The 18,583-nt window shown below is 41.2% G+C and carries 12 protein-coding genes and 1 pseudogene; 10 read left to right on the forward strand and 3 right to left on the reverse strand.

What is annotated here, in order from left to right; translation table 11 throughout:
* Positions 1-5: 5 nt before the first annotated feature.
* The 9 genes from JG479_RS18650 to JG479_RS18690 all read left to right on the forward strand — a co-directional run bounded on the left by JG479_RS18650 (position 6) and on the right by JG479_RS18690 (position 14,164).
* Entirely contained in the window at positions 6-2,159 is a 2,154-nt protein-coding gene (locus tag JG479_RS18650; RefSeq protein WP_039488400.1) for an FAD-dependent oxidoreductase, read from the forward strand.
* 2 nt (positions 2,160-2,161) lie between these two features.
* On the forward strand, positions 2,162-2,980 hold the full coding sequence (locus tag JG479_RS18655) for a DUF547 domain-containing protein (RefSeq protein ID WP_200220394.1): 819 nt from the start codon (positions 2,162-2,164) through the stop codon (positions 2,978-2,980).
* Positions 2,967-4,301: an ABC transporter substrate-binding protein gene (locus JG479_RS18660; RefSeq protein WP_200220395.1), complete on the forward strand. Its 1,335-nt coding sequence runs from the start codon at positions 2,967-2,969 to the stop codon at positions 4,299-4,301. The genes JG479_RS18655 and JG479_RS18660 overlap by 14 nt, the downstream gene beginning before the upstream one ends.
* Positions 4,298-6,052, forward strand: coding sequence for an ABC transporter permease (locus tag JG479_RS18665; RefSeq protein WP_149603539.1), 1,755 nt, complete (start codon positions 4,298-4,300; stop codon positions 6,050-6,052). Before JG479_RS18660 ends, JG479_RS18665 begins: the two co-directional genes overlap by 4 nt.
* Before the next feature lie 55 nt (positions 6,053-6,107).
* A complete protein-coding gene (locus JG479_RS18670) occupies positions 6,108-6,746 on the forward strand; it encodes an ATP-binding cassette domain-containing protein (RefSeq protein WP_200220396.1) in 639 nt (212 codons plus the stop codon).
* 32 nt (positions 6,747-6,778) lie between these two features.
* The gene (locus JG479_RS18675) at positions 6,779-7,459 is read left to right on the forward strand and encodes a CDP-alcohol phosphatidyltransferase family protein (protein ID WP_197120571.1); all 681 of its coding nucleotides are present in this window, start codon (positions 6,779-6,781) and stop codon (positions 7,457-7,459) included.
* Positions 7,452-8,243 (forward strand): sterol desaturase family protein, encoded by a 792-nt coding sequence (locus tag JG479_RS18680; protein WP_197120570.1) that lies wholly within the window; start codon positions 7,452-7,454, stop codon positions 8,241-8,243. The genes JG479_RS18675 and JG479_RS18680 overlap by 8 nt, the downstream gene beginning before the upstream one ends.
* A gap of 261 nt (positions 8,244-8,504) precedes the next feature.
* Positions 8,505-11,165, forward strand: a complete 2,661-nt coding sequence (locus JG479_RS18685; protein ID WP_200220397.1) for a glycoside hydrolase family 16 protein — start codon at positions 8,505-8,507, stop codon at positions 11,163-11,165.
* A gap of 65 nt (positions 11,166-11,230) precedes the next feature.
* Positions 11,231-14,164 carry a TonB-dependent receptor gene (locus tag JG479_RS18690; RefSeq protein ID WP_200220398.1) on the forward strand — a complete coding sequence of 978 codons (2,934 nt, stop codon included), beginning with the start codon at positions 11,231-11,233 and terminating at the stop codon, positions 14,162-14,164.
* Between the two features lie 51 nt (positions 14,165-14,215).
* Here the strand turns inward: JG479_RS18690 and JG479_RS18695 are convergent.
* Together JG479_RS18695 and JG479_RS18700 are read right to left on the reverse strand one after the other, a co-directional pair.
* A pseudogene (locus JG479_RS18695) lies at positions 14,216-14,491 on the reverse strand (S41 family peptidase); the annotation flags it as partial.
* A 170-nt stretch (positions 14,492-14,661) separates the two neighbouring features.
* The gene (locus tag JG479_RS18700) at positions 14,662-15,534 is read right to left on the reverse strand and encodes a trypsin-like serine protease (protein WP_200220399.1); all 873 of its coding nucleotides are present in this window, start codon (positions 15,532-15,534) and stop codon (positions 14,662-14,664) included.
* 425 nt (positions 15,535-15,959) lie between these two features.
* On the opposite strand from JG479_RS18700, the gene JG479_RS18705 reads away from it, so the two are divergent.
* Positions 15,960-16,991: a LacI family DNA-binding transcriptional regulator gene (locus JG479_RS18705; RefSeq protein WP_024591929.1), complete on the forward strand. Its 1,032-nt coding sequence runs from the start codon at positions 15,960-15,962 to the stop codon at positions 16,989-16,991.
* A 95-nt stretch (positions 16,992-17,086) separates the two neighbouring features.
* Here the strand turns inward: JG479_RS18705 and gtfA are convergent, their stop codons facing one another.
* A complete protein-coding gene (gene gtfA / locus JG479_RS18710; RefSeq protein WP_182673691.1) occupies positions 17,087-18,559 on the reverse strand; it encodes a sucrose phosphorylase in 1,473 nt (490 codons plus the stop codon).
* Between the last annotated feature and the right edge of the window lie 24 nt (positions 18,560-18,583).

The raw sequence follows: 18,583 nt of genomic DNA on the forward strand, positions 1-18,583 counted from the left end.
AGAACATGATTAAAAAAATATTTCTATTATTGATTGCAGCGGCCGCCGTCGGTCTGTTCTTTCATTTTGACTTACACCAACTACTTACGCTTGATGGCTTAAAAGGATCGATGGATCAGTTTAACCAATACAAAGAGCAGTCACCATTACTAGTTATTGGTGGGTTCTTTTTACTATACGTAGTAGTAACTGCTCTCTCTTTACCAGGCGCCGCTATTTTAACACTTGCCGCAGGTGCATTGTTTGGCTTAGTTGAAGGCTTATTGGTTGCATCTTTTGCCTCAACTATTGGCGCAACACTTGCCTTTTTAGTATCGCGTTACTTACTACGTGACACTATTAAGCAACGTTTTCCTGAGCGCTTAGCCGCCATTGATGCAGGCGTTGAAAAAGAAGGTGGATTTTACTTATTTACCCTTCGTTTAGTGCCGGTGTTTCCGTTCTTTTTAATTAACTTACTAATGGGTGTTACTTCAATAAAGTCATGGACTTACTACTGGGTAAGCCAAGCAGGTATGCTCGCCGGTACATTTGTATTTGTTAACGCAGGTACACAACTGGCGCAAATAGAGAGCTTATCTGGAATTTTATCATTCAACTTAATCTTATCATTCGCTTTATTGGGTATATTCCCATTCATTGCAAAAGGAATCTTAAACGTGTTTAAAAAACGTCGCGTATACAAAAACTACACTAAGCCTAAAAAATTCGACCGTAACATGATTGTTATTGGCGCAGGCGCAGGTGGTTTGGTAACAAGTTATATAGCCGCTGCTGTTAAAGCAAAAGTAACCCTTATTGAAGCGGGCGAAATGGGCGGAGACTGTTTAAACTATGGTTGTGTTCCAAGTAAAGCAGTCATTAAAAGCGCTAAAATTGCAGAACAAATTCGCCATGGTGAAAACTACGGCCTAGAAAATGCGACACCGCAGTTTTCGTTCAAAAAAGTAATGGCACGTGTACACAAAGTAATTGCAGATGTAGCACCACACGACAGTGTTGAGCGCTACACAGACTTAGGCGTAGATGTTGTAAAAGGCTACGGTAAATTAATCGACCCGTGGACTGTAGAAATTAAACTTAACGACGGTGGCACGCAAACACTCACGGCACGCACTATTGTTATTGCCACTGGCGCACGCCCATTTGTACCGCCACTACCTGGTATTGAAGAAACAGGCTATGTAACAAGCGATACGTTGTGGAATAAATTTGCAGAGCTAGATGAGGCACCTAAAAAACTTGTAGTACTTGGTGGTGGTCCAATTGGTAGCGAATTAGCACAAAGCTTTGCACGTTTAGGTTCAAGCGTTACGCAAATTGAAATGGCGGAGCGCATCATGATCAAAGAAGATCTTGAAGTGTCTACTTTTGCTCACGAAGCGTTAACCGAAAGTGGCGTTAATATTTTAACATCGCACCAAGCACTTCGCTGTGAAGCTCGCGATGGTAAAAAATATATTGTTGTTAAACATAACGACAAAGAAATAGATATTGAATACGACGAGCTATTATGTGCCGTTGGTAGAAGTGCACGCCTTAAAGGTTACGGTCTTGAAGAGCTAGGCATTGAAACAAACCGCACGGTAGTAACTAACGAATACCTAGAAACACTCTACCCTAATATTTTTGCAGCAGGCGATATTGTAGGTCCATACCAGTTTACACATGTGGCAGCCCATCAGGGTTGGTACGCAGCGGTAAATGGCTTATTTGGTCACCTTAAAAAGTTTAAAGTAGATTACCGTGTTATTCCGTGGACTACGTTTATTGACCCAGAAGTAGCACGTGTTGGCTTAAACGAGCAAGACGCAAAAGACAAAGGCATAGATTACGAAATTACTCGCTTTGAATTTGAAGAGCTAGACCGTGCAATTACCGACAGCGCTACAAAAGGCTTTATTAAAGTGATTACACCCAAAGGCAAAGACAAAATATTGGGTGTTACTGTAGTATCTGAACACGCTGGCGATTTAATTGCTGAGTTTGTACTGGCAATGAAACACGGCTTAGGTCTTAACAAAATACTCGGTACTATACACAGCTACCCTACTTGGGCTGAAGGTAACAAATACGCAGCAGGTGAGTGGAAACGCGCTCATGCACCTGAAAAAGTGCTTAACTTGCTTGAAAAATACCACACTTGGCGTCGAGGTTAATTATGTTTAAAACACCTCTAAAAGCATTGCTACTTGGTTCGGCTTTAGTTGTAACATCATTTGCAACGTCATTTTCGGCCCAAGCCCAAAACATGCACGATAGCTGGAATGCATTATTAAATAAGCATGTTGTCGCTATTAATCATAATCACAGTACTGAGGTTGATTACGCTGCTATAAAACGTGAGCATGCACAGCTAAAAACGTATTTAGAATCGTTAACGGCTGTAACGCAAAGCGAATTTGACGCGTGGGAAAAGCCTAAGCAACTCGCTTTTTTAATCAATGCTTATAATGCGTGGACTGTTGAACTTATATTGACTAAGTACCCTGATATTAAGTCAATTAAAGACTTAGGGAGCTTTTTTAGCTCACCATGGAGTAAAGAGTTTGTGTCATTACTTGGCAAAACTCGCAGCCTTGATGATATAGAGCATGGTTTAATACGTGGCAGCGGTAAATACAACGACCCACGCATTCACTTTGCAGTAAATTGCGCGAGTATTGGTTGCCCAGCGCTTCGAGAAGAAGCCTATACAGCCACTGATTTAGAGAGCCAACTGCAAGAGCAAACAGTGCGCTTTTTATCAGATATGACACGCAATATGGCTCAAGAAAATACGCTAAGCGTGTCTTCAATATTTAAATGGTACGGCGATGACTTTGAAAAAGGTTTTAGAGGTGCAAACACGCTACAGCAATTTTTCCTGCAATATAGCGATGCACTTAAACTGATACCCGCTCAGCAAAAAGCACTTAAAAATGATGACATGAAAGTTAAATTTTTAGACTATAACTGGGATTTAAATGTTCGCCATTAAGTTTTGGCAAACACTGGCGCGATACAGCTTTTGCTGTGTCGCGTTTTGCGTTTGTGCAATCGCAAATTTAGCTGCTTTTTCGAGCACTGCGTTTGCTAATACCGTTATTAACTCAAATAGTAAAAGTAATTTAGTAATAAACACACAACAGCAATCTCGCTGGCAACAAGTTCAAACACTTGGTCGCAATCAAGATGTATACTTTTATGCATGGGGCGGCGACGCGCAAATAAATGCTTATATTCAATGGGCAGCGCAGCAAGTTAAAACTAAGTACAACATTAACCTGGTACATGTAAAATTAAGTGACACCAGCGAAGCAGTAAGCCGTGTACTTGCCGAAAAATCAGCAAACAATAACAACCAAGGCAGCGTAGATTTAATGTGGATCAACGGGGCTAACTTTGCCACCATGAGTGAGCACTCTCTGCTTTTAAAGCAATGGGCAAATAAACTCCCCTACTTTGCATTAACCGATCCGGCTAATAACCCTGCTGTAACATTTGATTTTGGTTTACCTACCAATGGGATGGAGGCGCCATGGGGGCAAGCGTCACTTACGTTTTATTACGACAGCATTGCAATAAATGGTAAGGCAAACAATAAATTGCCGACGACATTAAACGAATTATTAAACTGGAGCGCACAAAACCCTGGTCGCTTTAGTTACCCAAAGCCGCCTGACTTTTTAGGTATAAGCTTTTTAAAATACGCCTTAGTTGTGCTGCATAAGCACAGCAGCGAAAACATTAAAGCACAGCTAAACCAACCAGCGACAACTAAAAATACGGCGCAAGTGTTAAATCCACTGTGGGACTTTTTAGATAAACTACACCCAACTCTTTGGCGTGCTGGCACTCATTTTATGCAAAGTGGTGCTCAAATGCGCCGCCTTGTGGACGATACAGAGTTGAGTTTAGCCTTTACTTTTTCTGCACCTGAAGTACCCGCAGCTGTAAAACGCTATGATTTACCAAACAGCATTCGCAGTTACGCAATGAGTGATGGCAGTTTAAGTAATACCCATTTTGTGGCAATCCCTTACAATGCAAGCCACCAGCAAAGTGCGCAATTAGTGGCTAATTTTTTACTCAGCCCTGAGGCGCAAGCTCAAAAACAAAAAGCGCATATATGGGGCGATAAAAGCGTACTTATTCAATCAACGTTAACGCCTGATCAGCAAGCCTTATTTAAAACAGCTAAACCACATCCAAGTGCGCTGCCTTTAAACAGTATTAAACGCACATTGAGCGAACCTCATCCAAGCTGGGTAAACGCCATTATGCAAGGTTGGCAAACCCGTTATGGAGTAAGCCAATGAGCGTTATTTCAAAAAGTGTACCGATTAATACCAAAGCAACAACGCAGTGCAGCACCGATATGTTTACGCGCATTGTAAAATTTAGCCCGCGATTTTTACTCGCTTTACTTATACTACCCGTACTTGGTGGCTTAATTAGCGTATTGCTGCCTGCCTTTGGTTATGCGCCCGTACTTGAGCAAACAACGTTTAGCTTGCAAGGTTTTAATGCCCTTTGGCAAACACCTGGCCTTACTCAAATGGTTACCTTAAGCGTTGCAACGGGCTTAATAAGTACTCTGCTTGCATTTATTATTACCTTAATGATTTTAGCTGCGTTTTTTAATAGCCCGTGGCTTAACCGAATTCAGCGTTTATTGAGCCCTATATTAGTGATACCTCATGCCGCCGCGGCTATTGCAGTAGGGTTTTTAATTGCCCCTTCAGGTATGATTTCACGCTTAGCGTCGCCTTGGTTAAGCGGCTGGGAACTTGCGCCAAACGGCATGTTTCCGCATGATTCGTTTGGTATTAGTATTATTTTAGGCTTAACACTAAAAGAGCTTCCCTTTTTATTATTAATGGCACTGGGCGTACTTGCTCAACCTGAGCTTGGCAAAAAATTACGCCAACAACATAAGGTTGCGCTTAACTTGGGTTATTGCCCAATGACCGCCTTTTTTAAAGTAATACTGCCAAGCCTTTATCCGCTGCTGCGTTTGCCCCTTTTAGCGGTGCTTGCCTATGCAAGTGCCAGTGTAGAAATGCCACTCATTTTAGGCCCAAATACACCACCCACGTTAGCCGTTGCAATAATGCATTGGTTTAACGATGTTGATTTAAACCTGCGCATTAAAGCCTCTGCAGGTGCTTTATTACAGCTGGCTGTTACAGGTGGGTTATTAGCCCTTTGGCTTGGCGCAGAAAAGGCCGTAAAAGTGCTATTTAGCGACTCCCTCACTAATGGGGTGCGCGAATACGGCGGATTTTATTGGCAAAAAATAACGGTCGTACTCACCACATTAGTAATTAGCTTTATACTGTTGTCGCTTATTGGTTTAGTTATGTGGTCGGTTGCAGGCTTTTGGCGCTTTCCAGATGCAATGCCTGAGCAATTTACACTACTGCATTTTAAAAGTGCGCTAATGCAAATGAGCAGCCCGCTTTTTAATACCCTAGCGATCGGTTTAGTAACCACATTATTTGCCATTATTCTTACTTTACTGTGTTTAGAATCAGAGCAATTGAGTGACAAACCGATTTCTCGTTTTACCAGTTTAATTATTTACTTACCGTTATTAGTACCCAGTATTGCCTTTTTGTTTGGGCTAGTATGGATACAACAATTGGTAAATAACCAAGCCGCATTTTTTAATGTGGTACTTACGCATTTACTGTTTGTGTTGCCTTATGTGTTTTTGTCACTTGCGAGCAGTTATAGGCGCTTAGATCCTCGTTTTGCTCATGTTGCAGCAAGCCTAGGCGCAGCGCCATGCAAGGTGTTTTTTAAAGTAAAACTACCTCAGTTGTTTGCCCCTATTTTAATTGCAGCCGCACTGGGCTTAGCTATTAGTTTTGGACAATACCTCCCCACGCTTTTAGCTGGCGGCGGGCGCATAGCCACAATAACAACCGAAGCCGTTACGCTTGCCAATGGCGCAAGCAGACGCACCAGTGCCGTGTACGCTATTATGCAAATGGCATTGCCGCTTATTGGATTTATACTGGCATGGGGTTTACCTAAATATTTTTTCAAAAGTGCACGTGTTTAAACGCACACATATTTAAGGCACCCATGTTTAACACTATCAGGGTTAAGGTTTTTTAATGCAGTCATCGTTACAGATTAAAAATTGTCAGCTTTATCGCCAAAATGAGCTGTTACTTAGCTTAAACGAGCAAGTTAATGGCGGTGAAATTCTGACTATTATGGGCCCATCAGGCAGTGGTAAATCAAGCTTATTAAATTGGCTTACGGGTACTTTACCAAGTAGCTTTAAGGCCAATGGAGAGGTGTGGCTTAATGGTCAAAATATCAATAACACCCCTCCACACTTGCGCCATATTGGAGTGCTTTATCAAGACGCTTTATTGTTTTCGCATTTAACTGTTGCTGGTAACATTGCATTTGCAATGCCTAAAGGTAATAAAAAACAACGCCTTGAAAAAATAGAACACGCACTTGAGCAAGTAGGTCTTAAAGATATGGGCAATCGCCACCCCGATAACTTATCGGGCGGGCAGCAGGCCCGTGTTGCATTATTACGTATGCTGCTGAGCGAACCTAAAGCCATTTTACTCGACGAACCCTTTAGCAAACTCGACACCCAACTGCGTGTTGATACACGCGAACTAGTGTTTAGCCAAATACGCGATCATAAGCTACCTGCAATTATGGTAACTCATGACCATAGCGACGCCGACGCTGCAAATGGCCAACTCATTACTTTAAATAGCGCACTTTAATCCGTGGATTTAATACGCACAAGGCAAAAAACATGCTAGACAAATTTATCACCCCTGTAATTAAGCCACTTTTAACACCTGTGGTTATGCTTATGCATAAACGCGGCATAACCGCCGATCAGCTCACCGTGGTAGGCTTTTTAGTTGGCTTATTAGCCGTGCCATTACTGGCGTTTGAAATGTGGTACGGCGCATTAGTGGCCATTGCTTTAAATCGAATTTTAGATGGACTTGATGGCGCATTAGCACGCTATGCAAACCAAAGTTCAAGCGCGGGTGGCTTTTTAGATATCACACTCGACTTTTTATTTTACGCGGCTATTCCGCTTGGCTTTATTTTGGCAAACCCTGAGCAAAACGCGATAGCGGGATCGTTATTACTTGCCACTTTTATTGGCACGGGCTCAAGCTTTTTAGCTTTTGCGATTGCCGCAGAAAAATTTAAACTCGAAAAACCGCAATTTAAATACAAAAGTTTTTACTACTTAAACGGCTTAACCGAAGGCACTGAAACAATAGCGCTATTTATTGCATTTTGTATTTGGCCGCAGCACTTTGCGGTTATGGCGAGTATTTTTGCTATTGCGTGTGGCATAACTATTTTTACCCGTATACATGGCGGTTATCACACGCTTAAGCAACAAGAAGCCGATGCTAACAAAGCAGCTGAAAACGTGCCTAGCAGTGCAAATTCTGAGGTAATAGATGACTAATGAAGTATGGTGGCGTTTAGGTTTCTTTTTTAGCATTTTAATTATAATGATGCTGCTTGAATGGCAAAAGCCTGCTCGCCAAGCACCTATTAAAAGCAGTACACGTTGGTTTGCTAATTTTGGATTAGTGTTTGCTTCATCAGTTATTGCGCGCTTAGTGGTCCCTATTGGGTTAACTGCTGTTGCACTTTACAATCAAGAGCACGGTATTGGCTTATTTAATCAAATAGCCCTACCAAGCAGTTTAATTATTATATTGAGCATACTTTTACTCGATATATTAATTTATTGGCAGCATAGATTATTTCATCAAGTGCCTATTTTATGGCGCTTGCACCGCGTTCACCACGCCGATGCGCATGTTGATACAAGTACGGGCTTGCGCTTTCACCCTATCGAAATTGTACTGAGCATACTTATAAAACTCATTGCAGTAACAGCTCTTGGCATACCTGCCATTGCGGTACTTATTTTTGAAATAGCACTTAATGGTCTAGCATTATTTAATCATGCAAATATACGCCTACCTAATGCCATTGAAAAACCACTGCGTTTAATATTAATGACGCAAATATTGCATCGAATTCACCATAGCCAAGTGGTTAGTGAAACCAACTCAAACTATGGTTTTAGTGTAATTTGGTGGGATAAATTATTTGGTAGCTACAAAGATAAAGCAAAAAAAGCCGACGCAGATATAAATATTGGCTTAAAAGAATACCCAAGCCAAAAGCAAAATGCCTCGCTTTGGGGTTTATTGATCATGCCATTTAAAAATAAGTAAACCGCGTACATTCTCGGATTAGTCCTATATTTAATAGGCTCTTATTAAAGAGCCTATTATGAATTAAGTAACACTAAAACGCCTCTTACCGTAAACTAATTGTAAATAAAATAAACAAATATGTTGACCATTTGCGTACTCCACAATATCATTTGTAAGCGCTTACAAAACACAATCTAAAATGTAAGCGCTTACAGCATGAAAAACAAAGCTCAAAAAACAATTAATCTGACAATAATCTGTTGAAACCGGGGTTCAGTTATGAACATTGAAACAACGCACATTACACGTTTACTTGCCGCTATCTCTTTAGTTACGTTAGCTGGCTGTGGTGGTGACTCTGCCACTAAATCAAATTTTGAAAATGTAGATGCCTCTGAGCCAGTATCAGATTGGCAAATGGTTTGGAGCGACGAGTTTGAAGGCTCAGCCATTGATACAAACAAATGGAACTATGAATTAAACTGCGATGGCGGTGGTAACAACGAGAAACAGTGTTACACCGACAGTGAGCAAAATGCATTTATTGCAGACGGTGTGTTAAACATTGTTGCCCTACCCGCTGAAGAGGGTGCAGAAAAACCTTACACTTCAGCGCGCTTAAATACGCGTTACAACGCCGACTTTACATATGGTCGCTTTGAAGTGCGCGCCAAACTTCCATCAGGACAAGGTAGCTGGCCAGCATTTTGGATGCTGCCAACTGATGAAGTTTACGGCACTTGGCCTCGTTCTGGCGAAATAGATGTTTTAGAATCAGTAAACCTTAAAACACCAGATGAAGATGGCGGTATAGAGTCTAGTATCCACGGCACACTTCATTACGGACGTGCGTGGCCAGATAACAGCTACACAGGGCAAGAATACAAATTCCCTGAAGATACTAACCCGGCAGATGATTTCCACACGTATGCTGTTGAATGGCAAGAAGGTGAAATTCGCTGGTACGTAGACGGTTACCTTTATGCAACTCAGCGTCAATCAGAAGTTCGTACTAATGCAAGTGGTGAGGCTGTAGGCCTAAAACATCGTGGTTGGTTTGCAGAATACTTTGAACAAGGTTCTGGCGAACTTACAACGCATTGGGATAGCGCACCATTTGATAAAGACTTTCACTTATTGCTAAACCTAGCAGTAGGCGGTGACTGGCCTGAAAACGTAAATGATTTAGGTGTAGACGCTGGCGCATTTGAAAACGGCCAAACCTTTGCTATTGATTACGTACGTGTTTATCAATGTGCATCAAACCCTGAAACAGGTAAAGGCTGTGAAACTATTCGCCCAGGTTACAATAGCTTAGACGATGCTTTGCTTGAAGGCGATGCACCAATTCCTAGCCCACCTTCGACAGGCATTGCAACACCACTGACTATTTTTGGTGAATCATTTAATCCAAATTGGCCTGCATGGGATTGTTGTGGTGGTTCTACTCCCGCTATTGTTGCAGATGAAACCCAAGGTGATGTAGTTGAATTTGTAGTAGGTGCAGAACCCACTGTAATGGGCTTTATTAGCCGTGAAATTTTTATTACTGACGAAGCAGGAAAAGCCAGCCCGTTTGATGCATCTCCAATGCTGGATGAAGGTTACGTTCGCTTTAAAATGAAAGTAACAAATGCACCAAGCACAGCTGATGCAGCTTGGCTTGTAAAACTTGAAAGTAATGAAGGTTCTAGCGCAGTAGAAATGCCGATTACAGACAGTGTTGAAGGCGTAAGCCCTGTTGTTGGCCAATGGCAAACTTATACATTTTTACTAAAAGATTTAGATGCTGCAGATTTAGATATCAGTGCAATTGATGTGATCATGGTGTTTCCAACATGGGGCGCAGGTGAAGGCGCTGTTTATTTAATTGACGATGTTGAGATTACTCAAGATAACTTAGGCGTATCACCTGAACTTACTATTTTTACTGATGAGCAAAATCTAGCATGGCCAATGTGGGATTGTTGTGGTGGCTCAACCCCTGTTGAAGCTATGGATGATGAAGAACATGGTCTAACTGCAGAGTTTAGCATTGGTGCAGAGCCTACTGTGATGGGCTTTAATAGCCGCACATCGTCAGGTGGCGCAGGCGAATCGTTTGACGCTAGCAGCATTTTAGATGAAGGCGTTATTCAATTTGATTTAAAAGTAACCTCTACTCCTAGCGATCCAGCTACACCGTGGTTGTTTAAAGTTGAGTCAAATGGCGGAGACTCTGCAGTAGAGCTTGAATTAACGGCAAGTGTTGAAGGCGTAGCGCCAGTTACAGGCGAGTGGCAAACATATACATTTAAATTGTCTGATCTTGCAGCTGCTGGCTTAGATGTAAGTACTATAGATGTATTAATGATTTTCCCAGCGTGGGGTGCAGGTGAAGGCTCTGTTTACCGTGTAGATAACGTTAAAATTTATAATCCAAATGCAGCGCCAGCTGCAACGGGTGAGCTTACTTTATTTAAAGATGCAGCGGCCGAGCAGTGGAGTATTTGGGATTGTTGTGGTGGCTCTACACCAACAACAGAAACCGATGATGACGCGCATGGCGCAGTAGCGCAATTTAGCATTGGTTCTACTGCTACAGTAATGGGCTTTATTGCTGATGAAGACGTATCGTTTGATGCCTCTGCAATACTTGAAAATGGTGTAGTTCAATTTGATATGAAAGTTGTATCAGCGCCTTCAGATATTGACGCACAATGGCTATTTAAAATTGAATCAATTGGTACATCGAGTGCCGTAGAGCTTGCTTTATCTAGCAGTGTTGAAGGCCAAGTACCTGTAACGGGCGAATGGCAAACATACACCTTCCCTCTTCAGCAATTATTTGATGCAGGCTTAGACATTAGCGCATTAAACGTAATTATGGTTTTTCCTAGCTGGGACATGGGCGATGGCGCGCTTTACCGTATAGACAACGTGATTATTGCAAATCCATAAAACACACACCAATAGGCGCTTAGCGCCTATTGCTACACAACAACATTTTATAAAGCAGAGCTATTATGAACACATTCAATTTTAAAAAGAGCCAACTTGCGGCTTCTGTGTCTCTCATCATTGCTGCGAGCACATTAAACACAGCTATTGCGGCAGAAGCACAAACCAGCGTTTCATCTGATGTAGAAGTTATTGAAGTAAAAGGTATTCGTGGTTCACTTATTCGTTCTATGGATATGAAACGCGACTCTTCTGGTATTGTAGATGCCATTTCATCTGAAGAAATGGGTAAATTCCCAGATACCAACTTAGCAGAATCATTACAACGTATTACCGGCGTATCGGTGAGCCGCGCAAACGGTGAAGGTAGCCAAATTACAGTACGTGGTTTTGGCCCTGAGTTTAATTTAATAACCTTAAATGGCCGCCAAATGCCGGGCACAGGTTATACACGTTCGTATAATCTTGAAAACGTTGCCTCAGAGGGCGTAAGTGCCCTTGAAGTATTTAAAACAGCACGTGCAGACGTGCCTAGCGGCGGTTTAGGTGCAACAGTTAATATTTCTACTGCGCGCCCTTTTCAAAAGCCGGGTCAAAACTTTTCAGCTACCGTTAAAGCAAACCACGACTCGTCAAACGAAGCTGGCGATGACGTAACACCAGAGTTTTCTACTGTTTACAGCAATACTTTTGTAGATGACACTTTTGGTTTTGGTTTTTCATTTTCGCACCAAGAGCGTGACTTTCAAAAACAAAGTGCCAATATTCAAGGCTGGCAGGCAAACGTAGACTTACCTGAATTAGATAGCAGCAACGTCGTTGATAACCGCACAGACCCTGCAGGTAACTACTACTTCCCTAAAGACATGAATTACTCTATTGAAGATGTAGAACGTGAACGTACAAACGGACAAGTTACTTTTCAATACGCACCGGTAGATGGCTTTGTAGCAACACTTGATTACACTGCAAGTAAAGCTGTAACTGGCTCTCAAAGCATTGGTTGGGGTATTTGGAACGACTTTGGTAGCAATATTAATGGCTACGAGCTAGATGAAAATGGTACAGCTGTTTATGCTGATATTAGCGGTAACGATGCGTCATTCACAGCTAATAAAGGCACTTCAGAAGTAAAAGCACGCTCACTTGGTTTAAACCTAGATTGGGAAATTAGCGACACGTGGCACGTAGAGCTTGATTACCACGACTCTAAAAACGAAACTGATAACGGCGCCGACAATGGGCTGGGAAGTGCCGGCCAAGTAATTTTAGGTTCTGATCAGCTAGCTAATAAAATTTATGATTACCGCACGGGCGAAGTACCCAGTGCACAAGTTAATTGGTTAAATGGCACAAGTGAATTAACGCCTGGCGAAATTGATTCAAACTTTAGTCAGTTTACCCACTCGCCAGGTGAATCAAACATTGAACAATTACAGCTACATACAACATGGTATAACGAAAGTTATGACATTGGTTTAGTTAAAGTAAAATTTGGCGCATCACGTACAGAACAAAACACCGGTGGTTACACCGCATGGAGTGGTTTAGTAGGTGGTCCAGGCTTTAACCCATCGTATACAGAAATATTCCCAGATAGCATGTTTACTCGCCACGATACATCGAGCCTTTTAGATCAATTTGAAGGGGGCGGCAGCAACTTACAACCTGGTTACTACTATACCTACGATTTTGACGAAGCTGTTGCACGCCAAATTGCTTACTTAACAGCAGATGTAACAGGTGGCGATGCATATGCTGCTAATGCATACGCAGACGGAATAGATAGCGAGAGCTACGTAGAAGAAATCACTGATAGCTTTTATGTTCAATCAAGCTGGGAATTTGACGTAAGTAACTACTACGTAAAAGTAAATGCAGGCCTACGCTATGAGCAAACAGATGTAACCAGTACTGTACGTCAACGCGTTGAAGATCAAGTTAATTGGATCAGCGCTTCTGAGTGGATCATGCAATACGCTGCTGGCGGCGATGATAACTTCTTAGAGCAACAAGGTGATTACGATGTTTTACTGCCTTCAATCGACGTAAGTGTTGATTTAACTGAAGACGTAGTAGCCCGCGTATCTTGGGGTAAAACAATGTCGCGTGCACCACTAGGTAATTTAGCCGGTGGCCGCAGCTTAACAGGCAGCCCAAAACCAGGTTCTCGCACAGGTAGCCAAGGTAATACAAACTTATTACCGTTTGAATCAACAAACCTTGATTTATCACTTGAGTATTACTACGCAGAAGGCAGCTACGCATCTGTTGGTTACTTTAAAAAAGACGTTGATAACTTTATTCAAACCACTATTACGCAAACTACTATTGATGGCTTGCACGATATTTTAAACGGCCCTCGTTACTTACAAGCCGTAAGCGATATTGAATCACGTGGTGAGCAAGCAACAACCGACGCTATTTTTGCACAAATGATTGCCAGCGGTTACGGCAATGCAAATGGCGTTATTGAACCAAACAGCGACGATCCGCTAATTACATGGAATATTAGCCAACCACAAAACACCGACAGTAAATCGGTAGATGGTTTTGAAATAGCTGTTCAGCACTTAATTGGTGAAACCGGTTTTGGTGTTGGTGTTAACGCAACGTTTGTAGATGGCGACGTTGAATTTGATAGCGAAAGCCTTGATCAACAAGCACCGCTTACAGGCTTAAGTGACTCAGCTAACTTCCAAGGCTTTTACGAAAAAGACGGCCTATCAGTTAAAATTACTTACGCATGGCGCGACTCATACCTAATTGGTGTTGGCCAAGCACAAGGCTCAGCCGATGCGCCACCGCAATATGCTAAAGCGTATGGCCAATGGGATATGAGCGTTAACTACGATGTAAACGAAAACGTAACGGTATTTTTTGATGGCATAAACTTAAATAATGCCACCGAAGAAGGTTACGGACGTTACGAAGAGCAATTCTTATTTGCTAATCAATACGGTCCGCGTTACTCAATTGGTGCACGTTACACGTTCTAAACTATTTCCTAGTTAGAAGGTTAAGCCGCTTGTTACAACAAGCGGCTTTTTTTATAGCGTTTTTATTTGCTCAAGCAAAACATTGGTTGTCCAATCAATGCCGTTATACGCAATATCTGGCTTGTAAAAATCCCCTGCCCCTCGCGCTCTGTTTACGTATACTTTGTTAGGTACAATCACTTTGCCTAAGCCTGAAGGTAAATCAGCTAAACGTACCTCCATATACATAGAATCAGCACTACTTGGTGCACCAAATAACGTTGTATTTTCAAAAAGCTTAAACTTATCAAGTGCATCTAAACAAGCACTCGCACATTGCGGCGGCACTGCTCAGGGTAGTAGGTAGAATGGGTTCTTGTGCAGCATTTATAATTAGTGATAGTAGTAAAGCGCAGAGCAATACAAGATCGGTTATAATATGGAACGACGTAAAATTAGCCATTTATATTTTTCCTTTTAATCTTCTTGCCGGTGCAATGTTATTGCAACTCTGTACCTTAATGGCCATTTTCTATTATTACTTTATCGATCCATTCATTAAAGGATGACACTCTGACAAAAACTGCGACTGAATCATATTTTCCGGCAATGAATTGATTTAACGCAGAGTCTATTTCCACCCAGCTGGCTAAACCTACTAAGATTGGCTTATCTTCGGTAAATATGACTGCAGGACCTCCACTATCCCCAGAGCCAATAGTCCCCTCCAAAGGTAGAGCAGTTTCGTCTGCGTCAAATTTAAATCTAATCCAGCGTTCATCAACTTTAGTGATAACATTGTTGTAATAATTAAGCTGCCTAAATTCTTGAGTCGGTGCCAAGTCTGTAAATTTTTGTCGAAACCAGTTGTAAACTTTTTCTAAAAAACCGGCGTTTTTTGTCTCTCTTAATTCTCCAGTTAAACCATTACCTACCGCTCCCTTACCGTATACAGTAACTTCGAGGCCTAATTCTGTTTTTCCAGAAAAACGTTTAATTGGATTAATATGATCTACTGAATCGGTAAGTTTAATTAATGCTATATCGCTATGGCTATTTAAAAAATCCATCAATGGTTGAGGATCACTATCCCCCCAGTCAGTTTGGTCTTGGACATATTCTGGGTGAAAAATTATTTTATCGATTTTATTTTCGATACCACCTACTTCTATAGGTTTTCCAAGATAATCATAATAAAATGTGTAAATTACATGTGCGGGAGCTAACAACCAATTTTTATCTATTAAAACAGCTGTCCCTTCAAAGGGCATATCTACATAGTATTCTGGAGCATTTTTTAGTTCGTACAGCTCAGGCTTAATATCATGGCGCTTAACAACTGCCTGCGAATTAAAAGCAATCATCAACACAAAAATAATAAATTTTTTCATTTAAACATCCTTATCATAAGTGACAGAAAAAACGTCAACCCCTTGAGCTTAACATTCGTACCTGACAATTTTATCTACGACATTTGTCGTTTTACTAAACCGACAAATATCCAAATATTGCGATACATTTATCTTAGCCATCAAATAAAATTGATATGTTAATTGTAAAAACACACCAAATTGGAGAAGAGCAATAATATTCCAGATAAGCAGAACTTCCTCTTGAACAAAGCGAATAAACTATAAAAACTTGCTCATATAATCATCTTTACATACTTTTCAAAAAGCACCTGTGCTCTAAGCAGGTATTAAACGGGTTGTAAAAAGTACGATAAAAGCACCTAAGGTAAATACTCTTAATTTTTACTTTGCTAACGCCCTGAATATGTTAGTTTATTAACATGAGTATTGAGTAAAGAATTGGTATGAGTAAGCAAACCCGCTGGACCCTTAAAAGTATTGCTAAAGAGTTAGGTGTGTCTAACGCGACAGTATCTAATGCGTTTAATCGCCCTGATCAGCTATCGGCTAAACGCCGAGACGATATTCTCGCAGCGTGTAAAACTTTGGGCTATTACGGGCCTAATAAGGCCGCGCAATCGTTGCGTAATGGCACATTTAATATTGTCGCTTTAGTGCTGCCCGATAGTGTGGAATACATGGTGTCGGACCCTGTGGCTAGTAGCTTTATGCGCGGTGTTACCTCGGTGCTTGAAAAAAATGGCATTAATGTTTTATTGTTTTCAGGTAATAGCGATAACCTTAACAACGTGGTCGACTTTGTAGATGGCTTTATTTGTTATGGCCGCCCTCGTAATAACGCGTTAGTTGAGCAGTTAAAAACAGTGTCTAAACATGTAGTGACAATTGATTTTGATATTGCTCGCAATGCCTCTGTAAATATTAATAACGAGCAAGCAAGTTACGAAATTGCTAAACACGTACTACATAATCAAAACGATAAAGTGGCTATATTAGGGCTTAGGCTACTTGATGAAAACGTATTATGCCGCGTGTATGAACATCACGAATTTGAAACCGGACAATCTATTTCGCATCAACGTTTACGTGGTTATCAACGCGCTTTAAGCGAGGCAAATATTACGGTGGCTGACGATCGTATTTGGAACATTCCTGAAAGCAGCGAGCGTTTTGCAAATATTGCTGCTAAAGAGGTTTTAAGTGCCTCCCCTCGTCCTAACGTTATTATTTGTATGAGTGATTTAATTGCCCTTGCCACAATGCGAGAAGCAATAAAACAAGGCATAAAAATAGGTGAAGAACTGCGTATTGTGGGCTTTGATGGTATTGATGAAGCAGCCCGATTTGTACCTCGCCTCACCACTATTCATCAAAACAGCCAAGAAAAAGGCGTTATAGCCGCCGAATTATTTATTTCTAAAGAAGAAAAAACTCAGGAAGTCAGTTACGAATTAGAGATTGGTGCGAGTAGTTAGCTTACAAACCTTGTAATAGTTTTATGTGTTAAAAAGCCAAGCTACTTAAGCTTGGCTTTTGCTTTACATGGCGTTTGTAAATTACTTTTATAGTATTAAGCTAAAAATGAATTTAAGTTAATCGTTGTTTCTTCATCACCGTTTACTTGCGTAATAAGTGCATGGCGTAATTTAAAATCAACAGTAAGTGAAATAGTTTGCTCATCTAGTTGCCACGATAAACAACACATACTGCCCTCACCTTGGGCGCTAAATTCACCTGCAAATGCAGGGTGTGAATTGCGAATTTTAATTAATTCAATTAAACCTTTTACTACAGGCTTATTTAAGGCTTTGTCGATTATATTTGCATCTAAATATGGGCGGTTAATATCACGGCCTACATTTGTATTTGTTAGTAATTCCATGTCGTTTTCGCAAGCAAATAGGCCGCCGTAATAAACTTGTGGTACACCTGGAGCAAAAAATTGAATTGCACGCGACAGTAAGTAATCAAAGTCTTTAGCGCCTAATGCGTTGTAGTACGTACAGTTAACTTGATATAAGTCGACATTACTCGCCGCAGCGCCAGTAGCTTGGCGGCTTTGGTTGTTGCTATTGGCGTGCATTGTTTCTACTAGGTTATCAATCTGCTGTGCATTTAATAGCCCTGGTTTGTCGCCCATTGGACCTGCGTCAATAATGCCAATACCGTCGTGTGTATCAAGTACGGTTAAGCAATTACGTGGCGAAATTTGTAACCATTTGAGCAGTGCATCTACATCGTTGTTAAATAAGCTGTGTAAAATAAGCGGTGGTAACGCAAAGTCGTAAACCATATTTACGCGTTTTGCCACTTCTACCTGAGTTTGATAATGGCTATGAATTTCTGCAATGGTTTCCATGCCTAAATCGTTTGCTTGCTTAGATAAGTTATCTAGGTAGCCAAACGTTTCATCAAGCATAAAGCAGTTAGTGCCAGCTTGCTTAATGGCGTAACCCGCCGCATCTAAACGAATAATATTTACATTGTTAGCCGAAAATTTAGTAAGTACGTTATTTAAATACGCAACACCGGCTTCTACTTTTACGTTTATATCAATTTGGTTATCGGTAAAAGTCGTCCAAAAGTCATACGTTTGGCCGTCGCCGCACTGCATCGGCGTAAAACAGCTACCTGGGCGTGGGCGGTAAATTGCTTTTTGCTCAGCTTCGCTCATACCATTTGGAAATACATCATCTTTGGTTAAAAACAAATCCCAAAATTCTGATTGCTTACCCTTTGCTAGTACATCTTGAAACTGAAAAGACTGTGCCGATACATGGTTAACAATTAGGTCTGCCATTAAGTCGAGATCTTTACCTAATACTTGTATGTCTTCCCAAGTGCCTATTCTAGAATCAACTTCACTATGATCAATAGGGTCAAAGCCAGCATCGCTGCCATCAATAGGATTGTAAAATGGCAATAAGTGCACACCACCAAATACGCCTTTTAAAGGGCCGTTTAAAAGTGTGGTTAGCGCGCCTATATTTTGGCCAGTGATTCGATCAGCATATGTGATCAATTGAACTTTATTCTTCATCATTGTGTGATTACCATGTTGAAACTT

Source organism: Pseudoalteromonas sp. LC2018020214 (assembly GCF_016598755.1).
Lineage (GTDB): Bacteria > Pseudomonadota > Gammaproteobacteria > Enterobacterales > Alteromonadaceae > Pseudoalteromonas > Pseudoalteromonas distincta.